The sequence below is a fragment of the Bacteriovorax sp. BSW11_IV genome, from assembly GCF_000447755.1.
Lineage (GTDB): Bacteria > Bdellovibrionota > Bacteriovoracia > Bacteriovoracales > Bacteriovoracaceae > BSW11-IV.
This window is the reverse complement of record NZ_AUNE01000036.1, coordinates 13315-31001: the sequence shown is the minus strand read 5'-3', so window position 1 is coordinate 31001 and position 17687 is coordinate 13315. Positions and strand designations below refer to the sequence as shown.

Here is a 17687-nt window from a genome sequence, read left to right as displayed (position 1 = left end):
AAACAATATTTCCTGACAAATGCAGTCAGTAATAAAAGTGTCAAATTTTCCCCGACAATTTCCCCTTGAAGCAATGCCACTAAGTGGCTTAAAATAAAATATATGTCTTAAAGATAAACAAAGTATTTTTCTTCAAAAACGAAAGGGTCAAGATTGAAGTTTTTAGATAAGCTGAAAAAGAAATTAAAAAAAGATCAATCAGATGAATATACTGACGACCTCGAAGAGTATTCAGAAGAAGATGAGACTGATGAAGATGTTGAATACGAATTAGAAGATGAGTCTGAAGATCAAGAAGAAGAGTTTGAACCCAGTGAAGATAGCACTGCAGAAATCGCTGTGCGCACTCTAGAAGATAGAGATGATGAGGATGAGGAATACGTATTAGACGAAGATGAAATTGATGAGTCTCTCCTAGCAGATGCTCCCTCGGATGAAGATATTGATCGTGCCCTTGCCCAACTGCGCGAAGGTGACAACGGAGAACTTCCTGAGTTCTCACCAGAATACGAAGAAGAAGAAATTCCCTCTATAAATGATGTTTTAGCAAAAGCTCGTGAAGAAGAGGCTGTGAACTATGGAGAAAACGACGACACATCTTCTGATGAAGCCGATGACAGTTTTGTCCTCTCATCAGTCGAAGAGGAAGAACCAAAAAAGAGTGGTTTTTTCTCTCGCTTTGCAAAAAAAGATCATTCAACAGATTCCTCTGAAGAAAAGGCACCTACTTCTACAAAAACTTTTTCTTTAAAAGAGATGAGCGCTGAAGATGTTATGAGATATATCTTCTCTGGTGAAGCTCGCCCACTGATTCACAAGTCTTTTATTGCTTCTAGTATAATTGTAGCCTCATATGTATGTGGTAGCTTGAGTGCACAATTCTTAGAGAAAAAACTTACTCCTAAAAAAAGTAAGTCTGTAGTAGCTGCAAATTCTAGTGCCCTTCCAAACTGGCGCAATGAAGTGGCCAGTATAAGAAAGTCGAACCCTTTTAACATCAAGCTTAATGAAGAAAATCTTCCTAAGCGTGAAGGTCCAAAAAATATTGATAAGAACCTTGTCTGTCACCAATCAAATAACAAGAGTTCACTTCCTATAAAGCTGCTAAACACAATTGTTTTGCAAGATTCTGTTAAATCAATTGCCGCTGTTCAATCACGTGGAAAACTTGTCAATATGCGTGAGGGTGAAAAAGTTAATGGACTTGCTGAAGTTGGCCGCATCAAAAGTGGACAAGTCATTGTAAAGAATTTACAAAGTGGTGAATGTGAATTCATTGACATGGATGGAAAGAAAGAAGTTCCTGTAAAGAACCCTATTAAGTGGGTTAGTGAAAATAAAGGCAAGGCCCTTCTGCCACAAACGAAAAATAAAGATATTGTGCAGGATGGAAATAACTTTAAGATCAAAAAGAGCTTCCGTGACAAAATGTTACAGAATATTGGCGATATCCTGACACAGGCCCGTGCGATTCCGATTAAAAATGCAGATGGAACACTATCCTTCAAAATGGTTGAAGTTCAACCTGGTAGCTTCTTTTCGCAGTTTAACGTTCAAAACGGAGATATTATCAACAGTATTAACGGTAAGAAATACAATAATATCAATGAACTTATGGCCCTGTTTGGCCAACTTAAAAATAATGACTCATACGAAATCTCAATTCAAAGAGATGGAGCAGAGCAAACGTTTAACTATAATTTTGAATAATAAAATACGAAGGATCGTGACTGCATGAAAAGGACATTCATTACTTTATCGACTCCCCTAACTCTGGCCTTGGCGCTTGCTGCACCGTATGCCCACGGACAGAATTTTGACAAATACAAGTCGGCCACTCAGTACAATGCTGAAGCAAGTAAACCGGCCGGCAAACTAGAGGAATCGAATGATGCCTTTGGACGCGATCAAGCTGAATTAACGGGCAATCTTCCTGCGAAGGATAATAAATACGTTAACCTCAATCCTGAAACAGCATTTGGTCCAGAAGTTATTACAACTTTTGAATTTGATGATACTTCACTTGAAGATCTTACAAAGCACATGCAAAAGCTTACAGGAATCAACCTTATTATGGATAAGGACCTGAAAGGAAAAGTTTCAATCAGTGCTCCACAACCTATTACTGTTGGAGATGCTTGGAAGGCCTACCTTACAGCTCTTAATATGAAAGGTTACACTCTTGTAAAATCTGGTGCCTTTTACAAGATCGTACAAACAAGAGAAATTCGCTACACGCCAACAAATATTTATACTGGTGAGTACACTCCTGACACAGAAAACTTTGCGATGAAAATCATCCCAATCAAAAATATTTCTGCTTCAGAGGTGTCAAGATCGTTTAGACCATTTATGTCACGTTATGGTCGTATCATTGAAATCAAGCAAACAAACACAATTATCATTCAAGATTCAGGTACAAATATTAATCGTCTCGTAAGACTAATTAGATTTATTGACGTTCCAGGACACGATGAATCTCTTCAAATCATCCCAGTTAAAAACTCATCTGCTCAAGAGATTGCAAAACTACTCGACTCTATTCTAAAGGGTGGTGGAAATGCAAAAAATACAAGAATCAGATCAAGCTCTACCGGCACAAGATCAATTTCAGATATCAAGTTAACTGCTGAAACAAGAACGAACTCAATTATCGCCATGGCGACAGAAGATGAAGCAAAACAACTTAAAGTACTAATTGATAAACTTGACCAAAAGACGATTTCTTCAAACTCTGGTCAAATTCACGTTTATTACTTGAACCACAAGAGCTCAGAGGCCATCTCTAAAACTCTTTCATCTTTAGTATCAAACGTACAATCTAATCAAAAGAAAACATCTCGCTTCACTCTGCCTAATGCTGGAAATGATGGTTCTTCACTCTTTTCTAATGATGTTAAAATCACTTCAGATAAAGATAACAACGCTCTTGTTGTAACTGCCTCTCCAACAGATTACCTAATCATAAAAGAGGTTATCAAGAAGCTCGACATCCCTAGTGAACAGGTATTTGTTGAAGGGATGATCATGGAAACAAATATTGCGAAAAACAAAGGTTACGGAGTTAATATCTTCGGAGCTTACGGTAAAGGTGGCGCAGATAGAGCGGGATTCCTTGGTGGTTCACAAGACTTAATCAACCTTATTGGAAACCAATTCACAAGCCTTGGTGGTCTATTTATTGGTGGTGGTTTAGGAAGTACTGTAACGACTCAAGTTAATGGACAAGATGTTAAGATTGACACAATTAATGGTCTTATTCGTGCCGTGGCCACAAATGGTAATGCCAATATCTTAGCAACTCCTGCCCTAATGGTTCTTGATAATACAGAAGGTGTCTTCGAAGTTGGTGAAACGATCCCTACTCCAGAAAGAACAAATGCTGCAAATGGATCTACATCTGTTTCAATTAAACAACAAAAAGTTGCTCTAACACTTAAGATCACGCCACAGATCAATAAAGCGACTCGTGTTATCACAATGAAAATTGATCAACAAATTGATGACTTCTCTAATCGTCCTCTACCAGATGGTTTAAAGTCTGAAGGTGTGGCGACAACAACAAGAAAAGCTGTCACAAGCGTTGTTGTTAGAGATAGAGATACAATTGCTATGTCAGGTTTAATGCGTGACAAAGAAACCGAAACAGAAAGTAAAGTTCCACTATTAGGTGATGTTCCTGTTCTTGGTTGGCTATTTAGAAACTACGATAAGCGTGTAGAAAAAGTTAATATGACTTTCTTCTTAACTCCAAGAATTGTCTCAAGTTACTACGGTGCTGCTGATAACGTTCAAGACGTGCTTAATCGTCGTCACCACCACATGAAAGAAGCCTATGGTGAGGATGATCCATTTGGAACAACTGTTAAAGGACTTTATGAAAAGGCCAAAAAACAAAAAGAAGGTCCTCTATATGACAAAACAGAGGGTGAACAATTTAGAAATCAAAACCAAGATAACGATGGTATCCGCTCTGATGAAATGAACGATCTAGGTGAAAATGGTTATCAAGTGCCAGACTATAAGGCAATTGAGCAAGAGATTTCAAGAAAACAGGCCGCTGTTAAAAAGTAATAAGAGGTTCCATTGAAGATACATGAAAATATCTTAGAAAAAGTTGAATTTCATAAGGAGAAGATTGGACAGCTTCTCCTTAAGCATACTTCGCTAACCGAAGACCAATTACATGAGGCCTTAGAACTTCAAGAAGAAACGGGCATGATGGTGGGTGAAATTCTTTTGAAAAAGAATTACATTCACCCTCACGACATTATCAAAGTTATTTGTCATCAAGTTGAAATTCCCTATGTAACAGATATCAAGATTGATGATATCAATCCAGAGATTACAAATAAAATCCCCATTAATTATGCAAAACAAAATGAGATCATTCCTATACTAGAAACCAATACAAGTGTTTCTGTAGTTATGACTGATCCTTTTAAATTTGATGCGATTAATGATTTAAGAGAAATCTTTAAAAAAGAAATCAAAATTATCGTTTCTTCTCCTTTGAAGGTAAACGATGCCATCAACCGCGTTTATGAGAAGGCCAATAAAAACCTTGTGGCCTCTTTAGAAGATGAGTTTGAAGAAAACTTCGATCTTGATGGACCTATTGATATCCTTGATGCTGGAGCTGATGAGGCCCCAGTTATTCGTTTTGTGAACTCTATTATTTTTAGAGCAGTAAAAGAGCGCGCCACAGATATTCACATCGAGCCCTATGAAAAGGAATCGGTTTATCGCTTTCGTATCAACAGAGTTATGACTGAAATTCTACGCCAGCCTCTTAAGACTCAATCAGCAGTGGCCTCTCGTATTAAAGTTATGGCAAAACTTGATATTGCTGAGAAAAGGCTCCCTCAAGATGGTCGTATTCCAATCAAAATGGCCGGTAAAGATATCGATATACGTCTTTCAACTGTACCAGTACAGCACGGAGAGCGTATTGTAATGAGGATTCTTGAAAAAGATAATAAAATTCTAAATCTTGAGTCACTTGGTTTTCATGGAAAAATTCTTAACGATCTTAAAGAACTGACACAAAGAAAGCACGGTGTAGTTTACGTCTCTGGTCCAACTGGTCACGGTAAGACAACCACCCTATTTGCAATGCTTGAGAGAATCAACCAACCCGATAGAATGATCATCACAGTTGAAGATCCTGTCGAGTATGAAATTCATGGTATTTCACAAATTCAAGTAAATTCAAAAATTGACCTGAGTTTTGCTCGCGCCTTACGTTCAATTCTTCGCCAAAACCCTGATGTCATCATGGTTGGGGAAACCCGTGACCTTGAAACTGCAGAAATGGCGGTCCAAGCATCTCTTACAGGTCACTTTGTACTCTCCACTATTCACACCAACGATGCAGCTTCGGCACCAGGACGTTTGATCGACATGGGCGTTCAACCCTTCTTGATCGCCTCTTCATTGGCCGCCGTACTCGCTCAGCGTTTGATTAGAACCCTGTGCTCTCATTGTAAAGAGCCGCATTCACCTACTGATATTGATAAAGAACTTTTGAGAGTGAATAACATTCCACCTGATGCCACAATTTTTAATGCGAAAGGCTGTCCAAAATGTGACTACAAGGGCTACGAGGGAATGACTGTTGTATCAGAGCTTCTTATGATCGATGACCATATTAGAAGTTTAGTTCTTAAAAAGGCCGATGCTGGTTCAATTAAGAAACTTGCCGTTAAACACGGTATGACAACTTTGCGTCAAGATGCCCTTGTAAAAGTGTTCTCAGGTATTACATCAATCGATGAAATTGTTCGTGCCATTAACGCTGAAGAGACAACAGAAGATTAATTAAGGATATGTAATGGCGATTTACGCTTTTAAAGGTTTAGATAAAAAGGGAAATGAAATCAAAGGGAGTATCACAAGTGACTCTCTTAGCACTGCTAAGCAAAAAGCTCGTGCTCAAGGTATTATGCTCATGGAAATCAAAGAGCGTAAGGCCGAGAACAAAAAAGGGGCTTCATTTTCTTTTGGTTCAGGGGTAAGTGTAGACGATCTCGCTCTTATGACTCGTCAGCTTGCCACACTTTTGAAAGCAAAAATTCAAATCGTTGAGGCGCTTACGGCGCTTATAGACCAAACAGAAAATGAGAAATTAAAACTCACTCTTTCTGAAGTTCGCCAAAAAGTTAATGAAGGTACTTCTCTTGCAAGGGCCATGGCCGATTATCCAAAAATCTTCGATCATATTTACGTTAACATGGTTGAGGCCGGAGAAAGTTCGGGGACACTTGAACTTGTTCTCTTAAGGCTTGCCGACTTTACTGAATCACAAGTTAAGCTCAAAACAAAAGTGAAAGGCGCCCTCATGTATCCAACGATCATGATGACCATTGCCTTCACTCTTTTTATGATTATTTTCATTTTCGTTATTCCAAAAATTACAAAAATGTTTGCTAAAAAGAAAATGGCCCTGCCATTTTTGACAGAAGTTTGTATTGCCATCTCAAATTTTCTTATCAATTACTGGTATATTGTTGTGGCCTCACCTTTTGTACTATTTCTACTTTTTAGAAAATGGATCAGTACTGCTTCAGGTAAGTCGAAATGGGATGCTATCGTATTAAAAATACCTACAGCAGGAAAAATAGTCGCCATGATTAACATTGCGCGCTTTACATCAACATTGGCCACATTGTTGACCTCTGGAGTACCCATCTTAACTTCACTTAATATTGTAAAAAATCTAATCAGTAATGTTCATATGCAAAAAGCAGTGGAGCTCTCAAGAATAAATGTTGCAGAAGGATCTAATCTCGCTGGACCACTTGTTTCTTCAGGGCATTTTCCACCAATGGTTACTCACATGATCTCTCTTGGAGAGAAATCTGGTGAATTGGAACCAATGCTTAAAATCGTTGCCGAAAATTATCAAGAGCAGGTAGATTCTAAACTTTCTGGACTAACCTCTATTCTAGAACCTATAATGATCATTGTTATGGGTTTAGGGGTTGGTATTGTAGTTTTTGCGGTAATTATGCCGATGATGCAACTTAACTCGATTAAATAACTCAAGTTCATTAAAAGAAGGAGATATAATGAAGCTTCAAACAAAGCTCGCTACAGACGCAACTAAAACGACATCACAAGCAGGATTCTCCCTCATTGAAATCCTCATCGCACTAACGCTACTTGGACTAGCTGGTACATTTGTTGCTGGACAAATTTTCCAACAACTTCATGAAGGACGTGTTCAAGCTGCAAAAATTCAAATGAACAATTTTTCTGGTCTTCTAAAAGACTATAAAAGAAAGTGTGGAATTTACCCAACTTCTGAACAAGGTCTAGACGCTCTTGTTTCTAAACCATCTGCAGGTCGTGAATGTAAGAACTACCCTGCTGCAGGCTTTATTGAAGATGGTCAACTTCCACAAGATCCTTGGGATAACGACTACCAATACGTTTCAGATGGTAGAACATATAATATCTTCTCTTACGGAAACGATGGTCTTGAAGGCGGAGAAGGTGAAGATGCTGATGTTTACTTAAGAGATAATAACGCAGGATCAGCAGCTGAATCGGATGAATAACAAGCGTTTCTCACAATCACGAGGGTTTACCTTAATTGAAATTTTGGTGGCCCTCGCCATCTTGGCCCTTGCGGCAACACTTCTCATTGGATTTTTCAACACAGAAAGAGCGGAACTGGATAAGGCCAGTAAAACAATCGAACGCGCCATTTCTTTGGCCGAAAACGAGGCCATTTTTAGAAACTCCTTCACGCGTCTTCGCTTTGATTTAAAAAGTGATGCTGAACTTCTTTATCCTGGAGACCCCATCACAATGAATTCAAAACAAGAATTCACTGTAGAATATGGCACAACTTCAAATCTCACAATCGATCCAGAATTATTTGGAATCGAAAAAGATGATGAAGAGGCGCAGAAAGAAAAAAAGAAATATGAACAAAACTTTTCAATGCTTCCTGAAATTGAAGAAGGAAAAGTTGAAATCCCTTCACAAGTACGCCTCTTTGGTATTGGTTCAACTCTACTAAAATCATTTATCACTGAAGGACAGGTCGCCCTATACACTTTTCCCAGTGGTGAAAAAGATACGGCCATCATCATTCTTGGAACAAGCTCGGAACTGGTTTCCATTGAAATAAACGCATTTGCGAGCGAACCCGATAGACGCTATTATGATATAAGAGACAAAACACTAGAAGAAATTAGAGAAATTGCTCTAGGACTTTATAACGAATGGTTAAAGAACTAAAACCAAACCAATCTGGTTATCTAATCATTGAATCCCTCATGGCCTTGCTCCTTGGAGCAACGATTGCCATTACCTTCATTTTTTCATCATCAAGCAACCTGACAAAATCAACGGCCCTCAGACAAGAGCTTCTCATTCGTTCAATTGCTGAAGAGAGAATGAATCTTCTTATTGAGAATCCTCCAACATATAGCGAGAGGCTGACACTAACAGCAGAAGAAGAGACCATAGAGTATAAAGAAGATGATGGTGACCCCAAATATAATAAATCGTATAAATTGAGGACAACCTATAAAAGATTTGAACTTCCTGGACTTGACCAAATTCAAGGAAAAGAAGAAGGCGAAGATAATCAAGACCAGTTTAGTGCAAAGATTATGGATAATATCCAAAAAAATCTGAAAGAACTTATCTGGCAAGTGCAAATAGAAGTTTGGGACCCAGAAAGTCCCGAGTCTAAGGCGACTCTTTCTACGCTTTTATATAATGACAAAGCAGAGGTTAAAATTGAGGCCCTGTAATAAGTCACAACAAGGTTTCTCACTCTTAGAAGTCCTTGTTGGTCTATTTCTTATTACATTCATTTCACTTGGAATGGTTTCAACTATAGATACTGTCAGCACAAGCTTAGATACTTTATCAAGTGAAGATCCGCCCTACTACCAAGTTGAGTCATTTTTTCAACGTATTCAGCAAGATTTAAATTCTCTTTACACGCCTTTATACTTTACTGTTGAAGAACAAAAATCAAAAGATAGCAAGTCTTCGAGAGAACAAGAAAACGTTTACGATAAGTCAGAAACATTTCCTAAAGTTGCAAACAATAGCGAACCTATTCCAGTAATTCAAAATCCTGAAAAAAATACTTTTATCTTTCTAGTAAACAATCACAGAAGAGTTCTCAAAAACTCTAAGCAAGCGAACTTTGCATGGGTAAAATACTCGATAAAAGCAAATGACAATTTACCTGAAGATGAAGGACTAAAAGAATATCCCAATGTCATTACAAGGGCCGTTATTTCAGAAAATATCTACGCTCCACAATTTGATTGGAATAATATTAAAGAAGTTCCTATCTTACCCAATGTAAAATCACTAACATTTTCTTTTTGGAAAAAAGATGAAGGTAGTATTGGTATTAAAGGGAAATTTCTCGACAACATTGAACTTCTCAACAATGAAAAGAGTATGCCAAGACTCTTCAAAGTCACTGTCGTTTGGAAAAACCCTGGTTCAGAAGAAAGAGAGTTCAACCGTGTTTTTCGTGTAAATTGGCCGAAATTTGATACGGTAAAAGACTATAAAGAATATCAAAAGGCGCTTAAAGCGAGTCTCGATTCAAAAAATAATAACAATGATCCTGATCAGAACAATGGTAACCCTTTCTTCCAGAATAATGAAGAAGAGGAATCTGGAGAATTGGAGTAATGAGAAAAAATCAAGATGGATTTACATTAGTCATAGTTCTTATAAGCCTTGTGACACTGACATTCATATCAATGGAGCTCATGACATTGAATGAATGGAATAGCTACCGGGGTTTTAATATCATCGATAAAACACAAGCAAGACTCAATGCTGAAGCTGGACTTAATATGTCTTTGGCACGATTACGCGTCTATCAAGAAGCATGGAATCTTCTTGAAAAAAATCCGGACATAAAAAAAGTCGTAAGCCCTGGTCTAGCAGAGAAAATGGCAACTTATCCCTTTGCCTATCCAATTCCGGCCCCTAAAGATGCAAATGTTATTCAAAAACAGGCCATTGAGAAATTTCAAAAAGAGTCATTATTGTCTGCAAATGGCTCTATTCTTGTATCAATGAAATCAATTACTGGTTTTCTTAATCCAAATCTTTTGAGGGCAGTCAAAAAAGATAGCGAGGATGAAGAAAACGAATCAGCAAATAATTCTGAAGAAAATAAAAATAATGAAAAGGAATCTCCACAAGTTCTCATTGAGAAAAAGCTTGTTGAGACCATAGAGCAAATTATTGAAACCGAGAGCGAGAAGAGCGAAAAGTTTGCAACGAAATTTGGTAACGTCAAGGCCGATCTTCTCGTTAAAGAACTTAAGTACTTTGTGAATGCTCAAAGCGATTTCAAAGATGTTGAACTTGGTGAAATTGAGCCCTTGTATACAGGTAAAGGCATTAGCGCCAAGCATGCCCCAATGGCCCACCTAGATGAGCTCTACTTACTCCAGGGATGGGATGATGAGCTGATTGAGCTACTCAAGCCTAGATTATCAGTACATCAAGTGACTTTCATTCAACTTAACAATATCACTTCCGGTGATTTAAAAATTATTTTTCCAGGCATCACAGATGAACAGGTCAAAGAGTTTTTCAAGTACCGTGATGGAGATAAAGAAAAAGAGGTTGAAGCGAGCCCCTTCAATAACGTTGAAGAATTTAAAGATGCCGTTGTTAATAAATTGGCAATAGTTGACCAGTCCACTTTTGATAAAAGAATAAAAGAACTTACCGATGCAGGCCTAAAGCTTGGGATTGCAGGAAAATTATTTGAAATTGTTTCAACTGGAAAAGTTAATGAAGCAACCTACACAATTACGGCCCTAGTCGATATGCCAGTTAAACCAAATCCGGTCAAAAAGAAAAATTCAGGGCAGCAAAATAACACTCAAAATAATCAAAAACAAAACTCTGAACAAGATCCAGATCAGAATCCCGACTTCACAAGTCAGACAAATCTAGACGACAATGATAAGGACAAAGAAGAGCCCGCAATCCTTATGCAGCCTAGGGTTGTAGAGATCAAAGTAAATTAGTAGGAAAACTTTTTTTCTTATGTATTATCGGCGTGTTCTGGTACAATTTCTCTATGAACATCATTACAATAGATGCAGGACAATATTCCGTTAAATTCTTGCACGGAAAGTTCGAGCAAAAAAAATTAAATATTTTCGACCACCATGAAGTTGTTATAGCTGATGTCCTTTCTCAGTTTCCTGAAGATGCGACATTGGAAGAAATTCAACATACTATTGTGGAACAATATTTAAAGCAATCTCATTTTGATGGGCGACTTGTAATGCAATTTCCGTCAACTGCGTTGACGACTCGTTTTCTAGATATTCCAGTAACAAGTAAGAAAAAAGCGGATCTTATGGTTCCTTTTCAACTTGATGAAAACCTCCCCTACCCAACTTCTAAAGCACACTTTGCTAAAACATTAATAAAGCGCGAGGGTGGCTTCAAGGCCAATGTATATGTTTCAGAAGCTGAATATTTCGACAGCTTCTATAATGGTCTAAAAAACCATCACATTATTCCAACTCTGTTAACTTGTGAACACTCAGCAATTCAAAGTTATATCGACCAAAAGAAAATTGAAGGAAACTTCTGTATTCTAGATATTGGACATAAAACATCTAAGGCCTACTTTTTCTCGAATCAAGATTTAAATTCATCACACGTAAGTTTCACTGCTGGTGCGAACTTAGATGAAGTTATCTCTATGACTTATCAAATCCCTCTTGATGAAGCAGTTTTATATAAGCATGAGAACTGTTTCTTACTTACTGAAGATCAAATTGCTCAAGTTGAAAGTGATCAGGCCGAATTTGCTAAGCTGATGAGAACAACATTCATGCCTCTCATCCACGACATTAACAGATGGATGCTTGGACATAGATTGGCCACAAGTATGCCAATTGAAAAAGTCTTTATTACTGGTGGGACAACAAATATTACTAATATTGAAAACTTTTTAATGAGTGAACTCGGTGTTCCAGTTGAACACCTCCCTCACCGCAATCTTATGAAACAAGTTGGAGAAAAAGATTCTCACAGCTTTAGTCTTTCATATATTTTTGCTCTAACGCAAAAGGCAAAATTCACTCCTGTGAACTTTCTCATTAAAAATTATGCCAGCAACACAAGCGCAGGTATCCCCTTAACAGCTTCAACATTTGTGCTAACGAGAACATGGACGTTTTGCCTTATTCTTGCTCTTCTACTTATTGGAGAAAAGCATATTCTTCTAAACGCAAAAGAGATGGTTCTCGATAAGACAATTCTTACTGAATTAAAAGATGATTCTCTTGAATTAAAGAAGTCGACAATAAATCAATACAGAAAGGCACCGGAAAGAATTCTTAATGAACTTAAGAGAAAAGAAAAAGATATCGCCAATGAAGTGAAGTCAATTACAGCGGCCAGTCTAGTTGACGGTATGACTCCCCTTACAAAACTTGCGGCATCTGTTCCAAAAAATGACAAAATTAGCCTTATTCAATTTAACAGTGACAGTTATGCCGCTAAGGCCGTTTTTAAATCAGAAGAAATTAGAGAACTCGAAGGTTTAAAAAAGACACTTGATGGCAGTGAATTGTTAAATATAAAAACAGAACTTAAACGTGAAACAATGCTACTAGAAGTTAGCTACGATAAATAGGATTACTATGAGTAACTCTAAAATTTTTAAACCACTTGATGAGGCACTGATAAAGCAAGTTGAAGTTTTCAAAAACTCTCCCCTTTATCAAAAAATCAGTGATGAAATGAGACTCCTATCAGAAAGTGGACAAAAGGCCGTTAATTACTCTCTAACTATCGTTGGAATCATCATCCCTTTTATCGCCATTATTGTTTTGTTTGCAATCAATTACTCACAAAAATCAACAATCGAAGTAAAAGAAAAAATCATTGAATCAATTTCAAGCTACAAAAGAGCAAGTATTGAATTCAATAAAAGCGGACAAGGCCTATTAAGCCCTTTCACTGTTTCAACTCAGTCCGATTTTGAAAAAAGAATCGATAATGTGATGAAAATGAAAGTGATTAAAGAAGAGCGCGTAAGTGTTACAAAATTCACTTCAGAGGACGCTTCTGCCACTATTATCAAAAATACAGCTGAATTAAAGATAAAAGACTTCTCACTTTCTAATCTTAACGATTTTCTTGTAACTTTACTGGCAAATGAAAAGATGAAAATCTCAACATTGAATCTTACTAGAAATGAAAAAAGCGAAACTGTAGAAGGAACAATTGAAGTTGTTCAGTATTCGAAAAAGAAAAATTAAAAAAAAAAGAAACACGAGAAATATATGGCCATGAAAGACAACAACCTAATGACATTTCCAGAGAACATTTACAAGCTTAAACTCTCTCAAGTCGTAAAGTTAAACTCACTTGCCTTTATTGTGTTCTTCACAGCTCTTTTTCTCAATTTCCCCTTCAAAAGATTAATCACTTCATATGTTGATGAGGCACTACTAACAAATAGAAAATGCCCAATGACGTACCAAGAACTAAACTTAAAAATGTTCCCCCCTAAGGCCGTCATTTCAAATATCAATATTGATGGAAAGTGTTTTAATGGAAAAGATGGAGTCGTTTTTAAAAATTTAACGGCAGGCCTTGGTCTTCCAAGCTTTAGTCCATTTGGCCCAACAATTAATATCAATGCTAAAAGTGCTGGTACAAATCTATCAATGGATGTCGTTCCTGGAATCTCATCAACTTTAGTGCGTTTAGATAAATCAAAAATCGATTCAGATCTTATCAATGCCATAATCGGACAAGGAAAAATACTTAACGGTTTCTTCGAAGGTAATGCTCTGGTGAAAATGGAGCAAAATAAATTGGTTGATGGAAATATTCTTTTAAAATCAAATAATTTGGCCGTAAAAAACGCTACTGTTGCCAATTTTCAACTCCCTGGAATGAATATTGGAAATTTTTTACTTAAGGCAAAAATCAACGACAAAGTCATCAACCTTGAAAACTTCATCATTGGTAGAGATACGCCCGAGGCCCCAATCAATGCTCAGTTCAAGGGTGTAATTCGTACAAACCCAATTAGTTTTCAGGCCAGCACATATGATCTTGATGGGCAATTTAGATTTGGACCAAGCTTTTTGGCCGAAATGTCTATCATTGACCTATTTTTACCTAAAGAAAAACAAGATGAGACTGGCTACTATAAAGTAAAGCTACAAGGCCAGATTTCTAACCCTAAAAAGCCTGAGTTCAAGTAGACAGACATTGGCACCTTTTGATAGATTTGAAAAAATTTTAACAGGTGCTAATGAGTGTTCTTATGGATCTAAATCAAGAAAGAAAAATTATTGAAAATGACCTTCTACGTTTTTTAAATCTGATTTCACCTCATCACTCATCTAACACAATCTATGAATACGCTGTTATGCCTCCAGGGAAGGCCTTTAGACCTCTTCTTGTTAAGGCCATAGCAAAAGATATGAATAAGGAGCATTCACAGCTTCTTACTGAAAACTTGGCCCTCTACGCAAGCGCTATTGAAATCCACCACAGCTATACCCTTGTTCATGACGATCTTCCTTGTATGGATAATGATGATATTAGAAGAGGAAAACCTTCAACTCATAAACAATATGGCCAGTGGCAAGCTCTCTTAGGTGGAGATGGACTTTTGATCGCTTCTTTTTCATTGTTATCAAAAATGAAAACAACAAAGTTGCGTGAAATTCTAGCACTCTTTTCTCATTTCACAGGTCCAAAAGGCCTAATTCATGGACAATATCTAGATCTTTCCCATGAAATGAATTTAAGTTTTTCAAAACTTATAGAAACGCATACTTTAAAGACAGCAAGACTTATCCAGGCCGCCATTTTAGGTGGGCATATTCTTGCACAAGAAGAAAAAACGACTTTAAAAGATGCTAAAAACCTAGCACGTCTCGGTGAGGCCATTGGTGTTAACTTTCAACTTCTTGACGATCTTACAGAACTTGTTGATGAAACACTGAGTGAGCATGAAAATGACGTGAACCCATGGATCAAAGAACAAAGTAAAAATGAATGCCTAGAAAAACTTGTGAAAGGACTTCAACTAACAGACAAGCTCATTAACGAATACAAACTCGAGAACATTGGCCTTGTTCTCGAGATGTATTACAGTAAAATGCGAAATATGTTGGAGGAAAATCACGGTACAATAAGCAAACATGTCCAATTAGACTTGTTGCCAATTATGTCTCTCCTTCAATTCAGAGGCCAGCATTACAAGGGAATTTAATTTCGCCTTGGCCATAACTAATTTCTGAACATCAGAATCACTCAGAGTTCTCATTGTCGCACTTTTGCGAACAGACGAGTTTTCATCAATAGCATCAACACGATCTTCAGATGAATTTTGGCGTACAACACCTCCAAACATCTTTTCCATTTCCATTTTGGCACGCTCTATTGATAACTTATCATCAAAGAGCAGCTTTTTTATCATCGCTATGGCCTCGATGTCCTTTTGTTCGTACATCTTTTGGCCAGAGCTAGATAAAATAGGGCCTATTTGTTCAAATTCAGTTTCCCAATAACGAAGTACATAAGGTTTAATTCCTGTAATATTACAGACCTCGTTAATCTTAAATAACGACTTATTCGGAATCTCAATTGATGACTGCACGGCCCCTCCAAAATTATGGCTAGTCGATGTCATCACCTTCGATAGAGTCATCAGTGTTGTTCATAAATGAACTAAGCGCTCTTGGTACTCCATCTTTCGGTGGAATCGAAGTGTTTTCTTTACCTTTGTCATCGATACGGTGTGCGTATCTGTTGGTAACGTCTTCTTTTAAAACCTGTGAAGGTTTGAAAGTAAGAACTCTTCTCGCTGAAATTTCCATAGAGCTTCCTGTCTGTGGATTTCTTCCTACACGAGTTGACTTGTCTCTAATAGAAAAGTTACCAAAGCCTGAAATCTTGACTTTTTCACCTCTAGCTAGAGTGTCCTTAATAATTTTAAAAACTAAATCTACAAGATCAGAAGCTTCTTTCTTAGAAAATCCTGCTTCTTTGTAAACTCTTTCAACGATGTCGGCCTTCGTTAGACTCATAATCTTCCTCCATGAATCCTAAATAGTCTAAAAACCCTATATATTCATTAGGTTAGCAAAGTTATTGAGGGATATCTATAAAAAACTTTTTTACCCCTCAAAAAAGAACATTTTGCCGCCAATAGCGGACTAAACGCATCCGCTATTAGTTACCTATTTTGAATTAAGACTTAGACTTTTTTTTCTTCTTTTGTCCTTTTTCCATTTTTTTCATTAACTCTTTTCTTTCGCGCTCGCGCTTCTTTTGCCAGTCTGAGAGCTTCTCTCCAACTTCTTGTAGCTCCTCAATAAGCTTTTTCTCAACAAGTTTTTGTGACTTCGCGATTTTTTCGTACTCAGAAAGTTTCTTAGTGTCGTCCTTAATCATAAGTAGACGCTTTTCAACTTCTTCTTTTGTCATACGGTAGATTGGCATATCGGCCAAGTACTCTGCATAGACATATTTTTTCTTATCTAAGTACTCAACGAATGATTTTCTATTTTTTGATTTTGTTGCAACTTCATACTCTTTATTTTTAATGAATTTGATAATCTCATTATTCTGAGTAATCTTATCGTTAAGATCTTTGCACCAAAGCTCATAGCGACGCTTAACAACTTCAAGTCGCTGCTTTGTAAAAATAGAAATAATCTCTTCAGGGCGATCAAAAATTTTCACACCACGCTCAGAGATAAGTGTATAGTTTGGAACAAGGGAAGATGATGCTCCCAAAGTCTTCTTAACTTCTTCAAGTGAAGGAGTTTGACCACGCTTGAAAATAAGCTCAATACGAATGTCGTTATCTACTGAAGAATCGACGAAATCTTTAATGTAGTCTTCGTCCATATACTTCGTTAAATAGCGATAGATTTTTTGAGCATCATAACCTTTCGGTAATTCTGTGATAAAAATACTGTCGCCTACTTTTTCAAATCCCATATTGAAAAGGTAGCGATTCTTACCATCTGTTTCGATAGGTAAAGTATAATTAGCAACATATGGTTTAAGTTTCTTAGGAGATCCAGTCTCAACCATTTGAATCATTGAACTAATGATATCTTTATGGTGAAAACTCGGAATAACAGAAGAAAAGCCTGTTCCAATACCTTCGGCCCCATTTAAAAGCATCAAAGGAAGTTTTGGTAGTAGACCTAATGGCTCCATAACTTTTTCATCGTAGTTAGGAATCATTTCAACTTGGCCCATATCATCGAATAATAAAATTTTCGCTACTTCACCAAGTTTACATTCAATATACCTCGAAGCGGCCGGAGCCGTTTCCATCCTCTCTCCGAAATATCCCTTCTTATCAATTAATGGATAATTGTTCGAAAAAGTATAATCTTGTGCCATGTTAACAATCGCTGATTCAACAGAAGCAGGACCGTGTGGGTGTAGCGTGAGAACAAGACCAGTGGCCGATGAAACTTTCATCAAACCTTTTGATTGGTTTTTCCATAGCGTAAACAGAATTCTTCTCTGACCAGGCTTTAAACCATCTTGCAGATAAGGAATTGCCCTATCCATCAATGTATAGATTTGATAAGTTCTATATTCTTCTTTTACAATTTCATCTAAAGGCACTGACTCCAGTGCGTGTAAATATCTCTCTTCCATGA

Annotated in this window: 16 protein-coding genes; 13 read left to right on the top strand and 3 right to left on the bottom strand. The window is 37.2% G+C overall.

What is annotated here, in order from left to right:
* Nucleotides 1-153 precede the first annotated feature (153 nt).
* The 13 genes from M899_RS09715 (at nt 154) to M899_RS09655 (ending at nt 15271) form a co-directional block, all read left to right on the top strand.
* Nucleotides 154-1710 (top strand): PDZ domain-containing protein, encoded by a 1557-nt coding sequence (locus tag M899_RS09715; protein ID WP_021271263.1) that lies wholly within the window; start codon nt 154-156, stop codon nt 1708-1710.
* Between the two features lie 24 nt (nt 1711-1734).
* Nucleotides 1735-4074, top strand: coding sequence for a type II secretion system secretin GspD (gene gspD, locus M899_RS09710; protein ID WP_021271274.1), 2340 nt, complete (start codon nt 1735-1737; stop codon nt 4072-4074).
* Between the two features lie 12 nt (nt 4075-4086).
* On the top strand, nt 4087-5820 hold the full coding sequence (gene gspE, locus M899_RS09705; protein ID WP_021271285.1) for a type II secretion system ATPase GspE: 1734 nt from the start codon (nt 4087-4089) through the stop codon (nt 5818-5820).
* 13 nt (nt 5821-5833) lie between these two features.
* Nucleotides 5834-7042, top strand: a complete 1209-nt coding sequence (gspF, locus tag M899_RS09700) for a type II secretion system inner membrane protein GspF (protein ID WP_021271244.1) — start codon at nt 5834-5836, stop codon at nt 7040-7042.
* Between the two features lie 28 nt (nt 7043-7070).
* The gene (gspG, locus tag M899_RS09695) at nt 7071-7562 is read left to right on the top strand and encodes a type II secretion system major pseudopilin GspG (RefSeq protein WP_021271304.1); all 492 of its coding nucleotides are present in this window, start codon (nt 7071-7073) and stop codon (nt 7560-7562) included.
* Complete coding sequence (locus tag M899_RS09690) at nt 7555-8250, top strand: prepilin-type N-terminal cleavage/methylation domain-containing protein (RefSeq protein WP_021271340.1); 696 nt, start codon at nt 7555-7557, stop codon at nt 8248-8250. Before gspG ends, M899_RS09690 begins: the two co-directional genes overlap by 8 nt.
* Nucleotides 8235-8771: a hypothetical protein gene (locus M899_RS09685; RefSeq protein ID WP_021271343.1), complete on the top strand. Its 537-nt coding sequence runs from the start codon at nt 8235-8237 to the stop codon at nt 8769-8771. Before M899_RS09690 ends, M899_RS09685 begins: the two co-directional genes overlap by 16 nt.
* Nucleotides 8758-9678, top strand: a complete 921-nt coding sequence (locus M899_RS09680) for a PulJ/GspJ family protein (protein WP_021271344.1) — start codon at nt 8758-8760, stop codon at nt 9676-9678. The genes M899_RS09685 and M899_RS09680 overlap by 14 nt, the downstream gene beginning before the upstream one ends.
* Entirely contained in the window at nt 9678-11039 is a 1362-nt protein-coding gene (locus tag M899_RS09675) for a type II secretion system protein GspK (RefSeq protein ID WP_021271334.1), read from the top strand. Before M899_RS09680 ends, M899_RS09675 begins: the two co-directional genes overlap by 1 nt.
* A gap of 53 nt (nt 11040-11092) precedes the next feature.
* Nucleotides 11093-12667, top strand: coding sequence for a hypothetical protein (locus M899_RS09670; protein WP_021271296.1), 1575 nt, complete (start codon nt 11093-11095; stop codon nt 12665-12667).
* A 7-nt stretch (nt 12668-12674) separates the two neighbouring features.
* Nucleotides 12675-13295, top strand: a complete 621-nt coding sequence (locus tag M899_RS09665) for a hypothetical protein (RefSeq protein ID WP_021271310.1) — start codon at nt 12675-12677, stop codon at nt 13293-13295.
* A 24-nt stretch (nt 13296-13319) separates the two neighbouring features.
* Nucleotides 13320-14252: a type II secretion system protein GspN gene (gene gspN, locus M899_RS09660; protein ID WP_021271330.1), complete on the top strand. Its 933-nt coding sequence runs from the start codon at nt 13320-13322 to the stop codon at nt 14250-14252.
* 62 nt (nt 14253-14314) lie between these two features.
* Nucleotides 14315-15271, top strand: a complete 957-nt coding sequence (locus M899_RS09655) for a polyprenyl synthetase family protein (protein ID WP_034728741.1) — start codon at nt 14315-14317, stop codon at nt 15269-15271.
* On the opposite strand, the gene M899_RS17735 is transcribed toward M899_RS09655, so the two are convergent.
* The 3 genes from M899_RS17735 to M899_RS09640 form a co-directional block, all read right to left on the bottom strand.
* Nucleotides 15209-15658: a MerR family transcriptional regulator gene (locus M899_RS17735; RefSeq protein WP_196801753.1), complete on the bottom strand. Its 450-nt coding sequence runs from the start codon at nt 15656-15658 to the stop codon at nt 15209-15211. The genes M899_RS09655 and M899_RS17735 overlap by 63 nt on opposite strands.
* 19 nt (nt 15659-15677) lie before the next feature.
* The gene (locus tag M899_RS18730) at nt 15678-16088 is read right to left on the bottom strand and encodes an integration host factor subunit alpha (RefSeq protein WP_021271260.1); all 411 of its coding nucleotides are present in this window, start codon (nt 16086-16088) and stop codon (nt 15678-15680) included.
* A gap of 163 nt (nt 16089-16251) precedes the next feature.
* Nucleotides 16252-17685, bottom strand: coding sequence for a DNA gyrase subunit A (locus M899_RS09640; protein WP_021271269.1), 1434 nt, complete (start codon nt 17683-17685; stop codon nt 16252-16254).
* Between the last annotated feature and the right edge of the window lie 2 nt (nt 17686-17687).

Coding starts and splice junctions, on each gene's coding strand:
- M899_RS09655 (WP_034728741.1), top strand. CDS start 14,315: ATGGATCTAAATCAAGAAAGAAAAATTATTGAAAATGACCTTCTACGT.
- M899_RS09670 (WP_021271296.1), top strand. CDS start 11,093: ATGAACATCATTACAATAGATGCAGGACAATATTCCGTTAAATTCTTG.
- M899_RS18730 (WP_021271260.1), bottom strand. CDS start 16,088: ATGAGTCTAACGAAGGCCGACATCGTTGAAAGAGTTTACAAAGAAGCA.
- M899_RS09675 (WP_021271334.1), top strand. CDS start 9,678: ATGAGAAAAAATCAAGATGGATTTACATTAGTCATAGTTCTTATAAGC.
- M899_RS09690 (WP_021271340.1), top strand. CDS start 7,555: ATGAATAACAAGCGTTTCTCACAATCACGAGGGTTTACCTTAATTGAA.
- M899_RS09640 (WP_021271269.1), bottom strand. CDS start 17,685: ATGGAAGAGAGATATTTACACGCACTGGAGTCAGTGCCTTTAGATGAA.
- M899_RS09665 (WP_021271310.1), top strand. CDS start 12,675: ATGAGTAACTCTAAAATTTTTAAACCACTTGATGAGGCACTGATAAAG.
- gspF (WP_021271244.1), top strand. CDS start 5,834: ATGGCGATTTACGCTTTTAAAGGTTTAGATAAAAAGGGAAATGAAATC.
- gspD (WP_021271274.1), top strand. CDS start 1,735: ATGAAAAGGACATTCATTACTTTATCGACTCCCCTAACTCTGGCCTTG.
- M899_RS09685 (WP_021271343.1), top strand. CDS start 8,235: ATGGTTAAAGAACTAAAACCAAACCAATCTGGTTATCTAATCATTGAA.
- gspG (WP_021271304.1), top strand. CDS start 7,071: ATGAAGCTTCAAACAAAGCTCGCTACAGACGCAACTAAAACGACATCA.
- gspN (WP_021271330.1), top strand. CDS start 13,320: ATGGCCATGAAAGACAACAACCTAATGACATTTCCAGAGAACATTTAC.